The sequence below is a fragment of the Phreatobacter oligotrophus genome (assembly GCF_003046185.1).
Taxonomy (GTDB): domain Bacteria; phylum Pseudomonadota; class Alphaproteobacteria; order Rhizobiales; family Phreatobacteraceae; genus Phreatobacter; species Phreatobacter oligotrophus.
On the sequence record NZ_PZZL01000007.1, the window covers coordinates 227,014 to 237,849 of the forward strand.

Annotated in this window: 9 protein-coding genes and 2 pseudogenes; 3 read left to right on the forward strand and 8 right to left on the reverse strand. The window is 64.4% G+C overall.

Annotation, left to right across the window (positions count from 1 at the left end):
• Positions 1-47: 47 nt before the first annotated feature.
• The 5 genes from C8P69_RS16750 to C8P69_RS16770 all read right to left on the reverse strand — a co-directional run bounded on the left by C8P69_RS16750 (position 48) and on the right by C8P69_RS16770 (position 7,145).
• A complete protein-coding gene (locus C8P69_RS16750) occupies positions 48-2,255 on the reverse strand; it encodes a 3-hydroxyacyl-CoA dehydrogenase NAD-binding domain-containing protein (RefSeq protein WP_108178601.1) in 2,208 nt (735 codons plus the stop codon).
• A 14-nt stretch (positions 2,256-2,269) separates the two neighbouring features.
• Positions 2,270-3,478, reverse strand: a complete 1,209-nt coding sequence (locus tag C8P69_RS16755; RefSeq protein ID WP_108178570.1) for an acetyl-CoA C-acetyltransferase — start codon at positions 3,476-3,478, stop codon at positions 2,270-2,272.
• A 40-nt stretch (positions 3,479-3,518) separates the two neighbouring features.
• Entirely contained in the window at positions 3,519-4,676 is a 1,158-nt protein-coding gene (locus C8P69_RS16760) for an acyl-CoA dehydrogenase family protein (protein WP_108178571.1), read from the reverse strand.
• Positions 4,677-4,809: 133 nt separating this feature from the next.
• Complete coding sequence (locus C8P69_RS16765) at positions 4,810-6,606, reverse strand: acyl-CoA dehydrogenase C-terminal domain-containing protein (protein ID WP_108178572.1); 1,797 nt, start codon at positions 6,604-6,606, stop codon at positions 4,810-4,812.
• A gap of 68 nt (positions 6,607-6,674) precedes the next feature.
• Complete coding sequence (locus C8P69_RS16770) at positions 6,675-7,145, reverse strand: MerR family transcriptional regulator (RefSeq protein WP_108178602.1); 471 nt, start codon at positions 7,143-7,145, stop codon at positions 6,675-6,677.
• Between the two features lie 848 nt (positions 7,146-7,993).
• Here C8P69_RS16770 and C8P69_RS16775 point away from each other — a divergent pair.
• Both C8P69_RS16775 and C8P69_RS23570 read left to right on the forward strand, forming a co-directional pair.
• Positions 7,994-8,629, forward strand: coding sequence for a DUF6036 family nucleotidyltransferase (locus C8P69_RS16775; protein ID WP_108178573.1), 636 nt, complete (start codon positions 7,994-7,996; stop codon positions 8,627-8,629).
• The gene (locus tag C8P69_RS23570; RefSeq protein ID WP_146167365.1) at positions 8,626-8,958 is read left to right on the forward strand and encodes a hypothetical protein; all 333 of its coding nucleotides are present in this window, start codon (positions 8,626-8,628) and stop codon (positions 8,956-8,958) included. Before C8P69_RS16775 ends, C8P69_RS23570 begins: the two co-directional genes overlap by 4 nt.
• A 192-nt stretch (positions 8,959-9,150) precedes the next feature.
• On the opposite strand, the pseudogene C8P69_RS16780 reads toward C8P69_RS23570, so the two are convergent.
• The 3 genes and pseudogenes from C8P69_RS16780 to C8P69_RS16790 all read right to left on the reverse strand — a co-directional run.
• A pseudogene (locus C8P69_RS16780) lies at positions 9,151-9,387 on the reverse strand (transposase); the annotation flags it as partial.
• Between the two features lie 206 nt (positions 9,388-9,593).
• A complete protein-coding gene (locus C8P69_RS16785) occupies positions 9,594-10,193 on the reverse strand; it encodes a 7-cyano-7-deazaguanine synthase (protein ID WP_108178574.1) in 600 nt (199 codons plus the stop codon).
• A 1-nt stretch (position 10,194) separates the two neighbouring features.
• Positions 10,195-10,536: pseudogene (locus C8P69_RS16790) on the reverse strand (nucleoside 2-deoxyribosyltransferase); the annotation flags it as partial.
• 81 nt (positions 10,537-10,617) lie between these two features.
• On the opposite strand from C8P69_RS16790, the gene C8P69_RS23575 reads away from it, so the two are divergent.
• The coding region (locus tag C8P69_RS23575; protein ID WP_211353838.1) for a transposase at positions 10,618-10,836 on the forward strand (219 nt) is incomplete at its 3' end.

A 10,836-nucleotide genomic window follows, 5' to 3' on the forward strand; every position in this document is an offset into this window, starting at 1 on the left:
GGGCGGCCCGAAGGCCGCCCGCGCATCTCCTCGCTTGTCGCGAAGCCTCAGGCCGCCGCCTTCCGGCCGGCCATGCGGCCGTAGAAGGTCTCGCCGGTCTCGGCCATCTCGCGCAGCAGCTTGTTCGGCGTGAAGCGGTCGCCGTACTTGGCCACCAGCGCGTCGCACTTCCTGACGAAGGCCTTGGTGCCGATCATGTCGATGTAGCTGAGCGTGCCGCCCGACCAGGGCGCGAAGCCGAAGCCGAGGATGGAGCCGACATCCGCCTCGCGCGGATCGGTGACCACCCCCTCCTCGACGCAGCGCGAGGCTTCCAGCGCCGTCGTGATCAAGAGCCGGTCGATGATCTCCTGGCGGTCGATCGCGTCCGGGTCCTGCTGCGTCCCGACGAAGGCCTTGAGGCCCGGCCAGATCGTCTTCTTGCCGTTGTCGAGATACTCGTAGAAGCCCTTCTTGGCCTTCTTGCCGACGCGGCCCTCCTGCTCGACCAGGAAGGTCAGCAGCTTCTCCTGCTGCGGGTCGACGGCCTGGGCCCCGACCTGCGCCTTGGTGGCCTTCAGGATCTTGAGGCCGAGGTCGATGGCGACCTCGTCATTGAGGGTCAGCGGCCCGACCGGCATGCCCGCCTGCTTGGCGAGATTGTCGATCATAACGGGGGGCACGCCCTCCATCACCATGAGGTGGGCTTCCTTGATGTAGTTGCCGACGCAGCGGTTCACGTAGAAGCCGCGGGTGTCGTTGACGACGATCGGCGTCTTCTTGATCGCCTTGACGTAGTCGAGGGCGACGGCGAGCGCCTTGTCGCCGGTCTTCTCCGCCATGATGATCTCGACGAGCATCATCTTGTCCACCGGCGAGAAGAAGTGGATGCCGATGAACTGCTCGGGGCGCACCGAGGCCTTGGCGAGGCCGGTGATGGGCAGGGTCGAGGTGTTGGAGGCGAAGATCACGTCGGGGCGGATGACGGCCTCGGTCTTCTTGATGACGTCGGCCTTCACCGCCGGATCCTCGAACACCGCCTCGATGACGAGGTCGACATTGGCGAGGTCGGCATAGTCGGCCGTGGTCTTGATCTTGGCGAGCAGCGCCTCGCGCTGCGCCGAGGTGGCGCGGCCCTTGTTGACCTGGTCGGTCATCAGCTTGTGGGTATAGGCCTTGCCCTTCTCGGCCGCTTCCACGTCGCGGTCGAGCAGGACGACGTCCATGCCGGCCTGTGCCGTGACATAGGCGATGCCCGCGCCCATGAAGCCGGCGCCGAGCACGCCGACCGTCTTGAGCTGGGTTGCCGGCACGCCGGCCGGACGGCGCAGGCCCTTGCCGAGCGCACCCATCGACACGAAGAGCGAGCGGATCATCGCCTGGGCCTGCGGCGAGCGCAGGACGGAGGCGAAGTAGCGCGACTCGATCCGGAGCGCCGTGTCCATGGGAACCAGCAGGCCCTCATAGACCGCGCTCATGATGGCGCGGGCGCCCGGATAATTGTCGTAGGTCTCCTTGCGATAGATGGCGTTGGCCGGGGGCCAGACCATCATGCCGCCGGCCGAATAGACCGGGCCGGAGGGCAGCTTGAACTTCGGCTTGTCCCAGGGCTTCACCGGGTCGACGCCGGCCTTGAGCCTCGCCTTTGCCGCCTCGATCAGCTTGTCGGCGGGAACGATCTCGTCGATCAGGTTCATCGCCTTGGCGCGGTCGGCCTTGAGCTGGTCGCCCTTCAGGAGCATCTGCAGCGCCGACTGGATGTCGGCCATGCGCGGCACGCGCTGGGTGCCGCCGGCGCCGGGGAACAGGCCGACCTTCACCTCGGGCAGGCCGACGCGCAGCTTCGGATTGTCCGAGGCGATGCGGGCGTGGCAGGCGAGCGCGATCTCGAAGGCGCCGCCAAGGCACATGCCGTTGATGGCGCAGACGAAGGGCTTGCCGCAGGTCTCGATCTTGCGCAGCACCAGCGAATAGGCGCGGCTCTGCTCGAAGAAGTCGGCCATGGCAGCCTCGGGGCCCTTGGCCTTGATGGCGTCCTTGAAGGTCTGGCCGAGGCGCTCGAGCATGGTGAGATCGGCACCGCCGGAGAAGGTGTCCTTGCCCGAGGTGATGACGACGCCCTTGACCGCCGGATCGGCGACGGCGGCATCCACCGCCGCGTTGAGGTCCTGGCCGACGGACTCGTCGATGACGTTCATCGACTTGTCCTTCATGTCCCAGGTGAGGAGCGCGATGCCGTCGGCGTCGACGACCCAGGTGAAGTTCTTGAGGTTCATGGTCATCACTCCTCTCACACGCGCTCGATGATGGTGGCGGTGCCCATGCCGGCGCCGATGCACAGCGTCACGAGGGCGGTGGACTTGCCGGTGCGCTCCAGCTCGTCGAGCACCGTGCCGAGGATCATGGCGCCGGTGGCGCCGAGCGGATGGCCGAGCGCGATGGCGCCGCCGCAGACATTGATCTTGTCGTGCGGGATGTCGAAGGCCTGCATGTAGCGCAGCACCACCGAGGCGAAGGCCTCGTTCAGCTCGAAGAGGTCGATGTCGGAGAGCGACATGCCGGCCTTCTTGAGGAGCTTCTTGGTGACGTCCACAGGACCGGTGAGCATGAGCGCCGGCTCCGAGCCGATATTGGCGAAGGCGCGGATGCGGGCGCGCGGCTTCAGGCCCGAGGCCTTGCCGGCCTCGGCCGAGCCGAGCAGCACGGCGGCGGCGCCGTCGACGATGCCGGAGGAATTGCCGGCATGGTGGACGTGGTTGACGCCCTCGAGTTCCGGATGGGCCTGGATCGCCACGGCGTCGAAGCCGCCAGCCTCGCCCATCATGACGAAGGAGGGGTTGAGGCTCGCCAGCGACTGCATGGTCGTCGTCGGGCGCATGTGCTCGTCGCGGTCGAGGATGGTGAGGCCGTTCATGTCCTTCACCGGGATGACCGAGTTCTTGAACCGGCCCTCTTCCCAGGACTTGGCGGCGCGCTTCTGGCTCTCCACCGCATAGGCATCGACGTCGTCGCGGGAGAAGCCGTACTTGGTGGCGATGAGGTCGGCCGAGATGCCCTGCGGCATGAAGTAGCTCTTCACCGCGATGGACGGGTCGACCGGCCAGGCGCCGCCCGAGGCGCCCATGCCGACGCGCGACATGCTCTCGACGCCGCCGCCGATGACGAGGTCGTGCTGGCCGGCCATGACCTGCGCCGCGGCAAAGTTCACCGCGTCGAGGCCGGAGGCGCAGAAGCGGTTGATCTGGATGCCGGGGACGATGTCGCCATAGTCCGCCTTGAGGGCGGCGACGCGCGCGATGTCGCTGCCCGCCTCGCCGACCGGGTCGACGCAGCCGAGCACCACGTCGTCGACGAGGCTGGTGTCGAGGCCGTTGCGGGCCTTGATGGCGCGCAGCGTCGTGGTGGCGAGCTCGAGGGCGGTCACCTCGTGGAGGGCCCCGTCGGACTTGCCCTTGCCGCGCGGCGTGCGCACGTGGTCGTAGACGAAGACGTCGGTCATGCGGGTTCCTCCCCGGTGGTTCAGTTGAGCGCTGCGCCGGTCAGAGCGAGCGTGCGATCAGGATCTTCATGATCTCGTTGGTGCCGCCGTAGATGCGCTGGATGCGCGCGTCCCGGTACATCCGCGAGATCGGGTACTCGTCCATGAAGCCGTAGCCGCCGAAGAGCTGGAGGCAGCGGTCCACGATGGTGTTCTGCAGGTCGGAGAGCTTGTACTTCGCCATGGAGGCCATGACCGTGTCGCACTTGCCCTCGATGTGGAGGCCGACGCAGGTCTCGTAGAAGATCTTGGCCATGGTGGCCTCGGTCTTCATGTCGGCAAGCTCGAACTGGGTGTTCTGGAAGTCGATCACCGCCTTGCCGAAGGCCTTGCGCTCCTTGACATAGTCGATGGTCAGGGTCAGCGCCCGCTCGATCATGCCGACGGCGGCCCCGGCAATGGTGAGGCGCTCCTGCGGCAGGGCGCGCATCATCTGGTAGAAACCCTGGTTCGGCTCGGGGCCGAGCAGCGCCTCGGCCGGAAGCTTCATGTCGTCGAAGAAGAGCTCGGAGGTGTCAGCCCAGTCGAGGCCGAGCTTCTTGAGCTTGCGGCCGCGGCGGAAGCCCGGCGCATTCTCCGTCTCCACCGCGAAGAGCGAGGTGCCCTTGGCGCCGGCTGAAGGGTCGGTCTTGGCGGCGACCAGGATGAAATTGGCGTGCTGGCCGTTGGTGATGAAGGTCTTCGAGCCGTTCAGCACCCAGCCATTGCCGGAGCGCTCGGCCTTGGTGCGGATGCCCTGCACGTCGGAGCCGGCGCCGGGCTCGGTCATGGCGAGGGCGGCGATGAGCTCGCCGGTCGCCATCTTCGGCAGCCAGTTCTTCTTCTGCTCCTCGGTGCCGTAATGGAGGATGTAGGGCGCGACGATCGGCCCGTGGATGGCCCAACCCCAGCTGTCGGCCCCCGCCATGGCGATCTCGTGGGCGATGACCGCCTCGTGGCTATAGTCGCCGCCCGAGCCGCCATATTCCTCCGGGATCGAGGCCGAGAGCAGGCCGGCATCCGCCGCCTTGATCCAGGCGTCGCGATCCATCAGGCCCTCTTCCGACCAGCGGTCGAAGTTCGGTGTGAAATCTTTCGCGAGGAAGGCGCGGGTGCTCTCGGCGAGCATGGCGTGCTCGTCGGTGTACCAGGCGGGCTTCGGCAGGTTCAGCGCGCTCATCTCGGTCTCCCTTGCAGTCTTTTCGGCCGCTTTCGGCCCGGGCGTGCAGTTACACCACCGGGCGCCGCGGCGCTGGAAGAGGGCCTTACGGGGGAGCCGGCTTGGGGCCGGCTCCCCGATGCTGTCGGATGGATCAGAACGCGTCAGCCGCGAGCGCCATCATCGAATCCGCACCGGCCTGGATGCGGGCGAGATGGGCGCCGGTCTCCGGCATCATCTGCTCGAAGAAGAAGCGCGCCGTCACCAGCTTGGCGTTCATGCGGTCGGTGGAGCCGTTGGCGCCGGCGACGAGCTTTTCCTGCGCCACCTTGGCCATCTTCGCCCACATGTAGCCCATGGCGACGAGGCCGAACATATGCATGTAGGGGGTCGAGCCGGCACCCGCATTGTCGGGCTTGGCCATGGCGTTCTGCATGAACCACATGGTGGCGGCCTGCAGGTCCTTCAGACCCTTCGACAGCGAGCCGATGAAGGGACCGACCGTGGCGTCGTCCTTGTTCTGCGCGCAGAAGGTGCCGACCTCGTTGAAGAAGCTCATCACCGCGCGGCCACCATTGGCGCCGAGCTTGCGGCCGACGAGGTCGAGCGCCTGGATGCCGTTGGCGCCCTCGTAGATCATGGCGATGCGGGCATCGCGGACGAACTGGCCCATGCCCCACTCGTTGATGTAGCCGTGGCCGCCATACATCTGCTGGGCCTTCACGGCATTGTCGAAGCCGAGGTCGGTGAGCACGCCCTTGATGATCGGCGTCATCAGGCCGAGATGGTCCTCGGCCTTCTGGCGCTCGCCGGCATCCTCCGAGCGGTGGGAGACGTCGGCCATCAGCGCGGTCCACAGCATCAGGGCGCGGCCGGCCTCGTTGACGGCGCGCAGCGTCATCAGCGTGCGGCGCACGTCGGGGTGGACGATGATCGGGTCGGCGGCCTTCTCCGGCGCCTTCGGGCCGGAGAGCGCGCGGCCCTGGATGCGGTCCTTCGCATAGGCCACCGCGTTCTGGTAGGCGACCTCCGACTGCGACAGGCCCTGGACGCCGACCGACAGGCGCGCCTCGTTCATCATCACGAACATGGCGTTGAGCCCCTTGTTCTCCTGGCCGACGAGCCAGCCGGTCGCCTCGTCATAGTTCATGACGCAGGTGGCATTGCCGTGGATGCCCATCTTCTCCTCGATCTTGCCGCAGGAGACGCCGTTGCGCTGGCCCGGCTTGTTGTCGGGGGTGGGCAGGAACTTCGGCACGACGAAGAGCGAGATGCCCTTGGTGCCGGCCGGCGCGCCCTCGATGCGGGCAAGGACGAGGTGGACGATGTTCTCGGCCATGTCGTGCTCGCCGGCCGAGATGAAGATCTTCTGGCCGGAGATCCTGTAGGAGCCGTCGCCGTTCGGCACGGCCTTGGTGCGCAGCATGCCGAGATCCGTGCCGCAATGCGGCTCGGTGAGGTTCATCGTGCCGGTCCACTCGCCGGTGGTCATCTTCGGCAGGTAGGTGCGCTTGATCTCGTCATTGGCATGGACGTGCAGGGCCGCCATGGCGCCCTGGGTCAGGCCCGGATACATGCCCCAGGCGAGGTTCGCCGAGGACATGAACTCGCCGACCACGGTGTTGACCGTGGCCGGCAGGCCCTGGCCGCCATATTCGGGGTCGAAGGCAAGGCCCATCCAGCCGCCCTCCTGGTACTGCTTGTAGGCCTCCTTGAAGCCGGGCGGAGTCGTCACGGTGCCGTCGGCGTTGCGGCGGCAGCCGACCGTGTCGCCCACCACGTTGAGGGGCTGGAGCACCTCCTCGCAGAACTTGGCGCCCTCGTTGACGATGGCCTCGACGAGGTCGCGCGGCGCATCGGCGAAGCCCGGCAGGTTGCCGTAAGCTTCCATCTTCAGGACGTCGTAGAGCACGAACATCGTGTCTTCGATGGGCGCCTTGTAGATCGGCATGGTCTCATCTCCTCCGAGAGGGGCGCCCTGCGGCGCCGCGTGCTGGGCCGCCTCGCGGCGGCGGGATGTCAGTCGCTCGACGCCGAGGCGCCGATGGCCGCGAGGCGCTCGTCGATGACGGCGATCGCCCGCTGCAATTCGCTCATGGCGGTGTCGATGTCGCGCCGCTGGGCGGCGAGACGGCCGACCTGCTCGCGATACTTGGTCCGCGCCACCTTCATCTGTGTGACGCCGCCGTCGCCGAGGTCGTAGAGGTCGAGCATCGCCTTGACCTCCTCGAGCGAGAAGCCGACCCACTTGCCCATGAGAACGAGGCGCAAGCGCGACCGGTCGCGGCGGGAATAGAGGCGGTCCTGGCCCTGGCGCTTCGGCGCCAGCAGGCCCTTCTCCTCGTAGAAGCGCAGGGCGCGGGCGGTGAGGCCGAATTCGCGCGTCAGCTCGCGGATGGTGAAGACCTCCTTGTCGGAGGCCTTGCCGGTGCGCGCCAAGAGCTCGGCGAGCGTGGCGCCGCCGTCTCGGGCGAGGTCCTGTTCGGCCATGCGGCTCACCGGCATCAAGCTCCCGACAGAGGGCTCAGGCTGACTTCGCCTTTTGTCTAACTCACGTTTACGTAAACGTCAACATCGGGAGAAGGGCGGATGGGACGGGAGACGGGACGTGTCAGAGCCGACAATTTATTTCCTCGGGGCATGGGAAAATGCGCATGGAGCAGACAATTTGCTGCCTTTGTTCGGGCAGGATCTTTATTTCCATTTGGATGGGGACAAAGTGCCTCGAGCGGACAATTTTCTTCCTTTCCTAACAGGTCGCGCCTTCATTCCCCATCCCGCCGATCGCCACTGGCCACCGGTAATCCGTAAGCGCTGTCCCGAGCGCACCTTCTTCGACGGTGTCAGATCCTAGTACCGATTTCCTTTTGGCTGAGGAAGAAATGCCTCAGGCAGGGAATTCTCTTCCTTGCTCGCGGGTGGTCACAGCCAATTAGCAGAAGCCTGAATTCGGGCCGGGCGCTACAGCAGCACTGTAGGAACGGCTGATGCCTAGGCCGTGGTGCAGCTTTTAACTGGCACGGACGTAGCTATCCGCCAGTACGTATGACGCTGCGGTGCGACGGTTCAAAATGGGCCATGACCCGCCTAGTCAAGTCATAATGAGAAGCGGCTGACGTTCTCGCGGCAGGGGCCGTGGAAGCAGGGAGTCGCGCCCGTTCCAAAGCTCACGATCTACCGATATCGTCCGCGACTAGGAGGCAAACCCGGCAGAATAATATCCGGCTGAACCAACCAACTTGACATCTCCCCCAGCAGTAACCCCGCTTTTCCCGCACTGGCGCCGTTCCGGAATGATCGCCATATACTGAACGTACGCGAACCTGACGGACGCCACCTTGATCGAGAAAATCGACTCTCAAAGCCTGACTAAGATCTTCGAGAAGATGGATGATGCGCTATCGCCCACAAGCGAAACGCAAACTCTCTGCATCTTTGGCGCGGCTGCGATTCTGTCGTACGGGTCAGCTGCTCGGCAGACTCAGGACATCGACATTTGGCGGCCTGCTAGCAAAATTAATGACCGAGCCATCAGGCAAATGGCCTTTGCCGCAGATCTGGACGTCGACCCTGTAGAGCTGGCACCGGATCGGATCTATCTCCAGATCGTTGATGATGGAGTCGTCCGCCTACCGCCCTTTGACATTCAAGAAAGACGATGGCCAGGAGGGGCACCGAACAAGCTGGTCTGGTCGGGCAATAAGCTGATTGTGGAGGCCCCTCCCCCCGCCATTCTAGCGGCAGCGAAACTGGTTCGAGCTTCTCCGCAAGATCTGGAGGACATCGCTTTTTTGATGAACGCCAAGGGCCTCGACGAAGACGCCATCATGGAGGCGGTTCGACAGCTGCCCCAAGAGCACCGGGAGATCGCCGCCGACAACATGGTTGTTCTGGCTCTAACGCGGCAATCAAACCGCCAGCGTATCCGCCCCGCCCGACCGCGGGCTAAAACAGGAAAAGGATTGAACGATTGATCACGCGCGAAGTTCATGTTGCGGGAACGCGCTTGCTGGTAGATCTGAAGAGAGACCCGCTTGTTATCGCGAAAGCTCTGCAGGATATGAACGTGGTCGCGCTGCACGGCGCGGCCGAGATAGCCTGGACAGGGCCTGACCCCAGGCTTGCTGCGACCGACCCTGCATTGTTCAAAGCTCTCCGAGAGGGCGGAACATTGTTCTTTCTCAAGGGATATGCCGTGCTCAATCGTGACATGCTGCGTGAGCTGGCATTGGCGCGGCTGCGAGGTGTCGTTCACCCCCTAATAAAGGCTCACGAGCGAACTAAGGCAAAAAGCCAGCGCTAGAAATCTGGCACGCCAATCCGACGACCTCAACGCGCACGCCATTTCCGCTCACCTAGTTTAGGGCGGCACAGATCTGCTCGCCAGCGATGACTTCGGCGTCAAGCCCCTCCAGATAGCCGCATGGGGTTGCAGCATTCTCGAGTGCGTGCACCACGTTCCGAGCGGTCAAGGATTCCGCTGCCGTCGTCAACACGCGACGTTGAACAGCATCACGTCAGCCCGTGTGCGCTGCAGCTCGGCATTCTCGTCCTCGAGCGCCTTCAGCCGCTTGGCCTCCGATACGTCCATCCCGCCGAAGCGGGCCTTCCACTTGTAGATGCTCGCATCGCTGACCCCGTGCTTACGGCACAGGTCAGAGACCGGGATCCCGGCCTCGTGCTCCTTCAAGATCCCGATGATCTGCTCTTCCGTGAAGCGGCTGCGCCTCATGTTCTGGTCCTCTCGATGGGCCAGAACGAACTTCAAACTGGATTATCCCAGAGGGGCAACGTCACCTGCTAAGACCGTGGCCTCATCGGTAAGATATTGCCGGAAGAAGTGACTGCCAAACCGGCATTACCGAGGGATCATGGCGCGGCGGCGATTTTCGATAATGGAATCGATACAGGGAGGTGGCCCCGGTTAGCACCTTCGCATCAGGGCCATCGTAGCCCCAGTTGGTCGAGAACGTGGAGGTGCTTATTACAGCCTCTGCACTTCAGACATGGTGTGTCGCTGACGAAGCAGGAATGACTCCAACCGAGGAGCGTTGCGGGGATTCCTGATTTCCGAACGAGTTCGACGCTACTCAGCCCGGCCGCTGGCGCCTCGAGGCCTACGCCGCCCTCTTGAACCCTCATCGCGTTGCTCAGGGCCGAGCGAAAGGCTGCCGAGCCGTCGCCGTTGATGGCATCCTCTGCCACGGATCCGATGATGATCGAATTGACACCTCCGCACCGAAGCGCAACGGCCCCTGCTATCGTGATCAGCAATTGATTGCGATAAGGCCACCACTCAGGCGTCGGAGCGTCGGGCAGGGAAGCATGGCCAGCCAATTGCCCGGAGCCCAGTGAGGAACAATCGATCGAGACAACCTCAAGCGGAATTCCTAACTCGCCGGCCAGTTTGACAGAAGCTCGTTCCTCCGCCACTGCCGGGCGCTGCCCGTAGTTGACGAACACGGCGAGCTCCGGGCGAAGCCACCAGGCCAAAGCTGCCGAGTCCATTCCTCCAGATAGGAGCAATGCCCTACCCACCTCAGCACTTCCACGCGGTGTGGTAGATGGCCGTGGCAAAATCTGCGATCAGATGACAGCCGGAGCCAGTGATCATTTTGCTGTCTTCAGGGTCGATGGTTTCGCCGTAGCAGTAGACCGGAAGGCCCAGCTTGCGAGCATAACCGACCTCAAAGATTGTCCCTGCGTCCAAACCGTCGACAATGGCAAAGACGCGATCGCTCGAATCCAATCCTGCGAGATCAAGTGGCGCGACAACCGACGCGGGGCCTTTTCCGACATCATGGACGGGAGAGAACACGTGAAGACCAAGGCCCATGAGCTGGTCTCTTGCCTCCTCGACCAGCCAACGCTGGGCCATCGTAAAGAAGGGGCATGAACCAGCCCCCTAATTACCCGGACACGACCCACCCTTAAGATAAGGGTTAGGAGTAATGTCGTGCGCATGACTGGTTCTTATCCGAAGAGTGAGGTCCTTGAGGGACCACAGCGCCGGCGCCGATGGACGGTGACGGAGAAGCTGGAGATGGTCGCCGAGACCAATGAGCCGGGCTCGTCGGTGAGCCTGATGGCCCGCCGTCACGGTGTATCGCCCAACCAGCTCTTCACCTGGCGGCGGCTTGCCGAGCAAGGCGCTCTGACGGCAACGCGGGCCGAGGAGGAG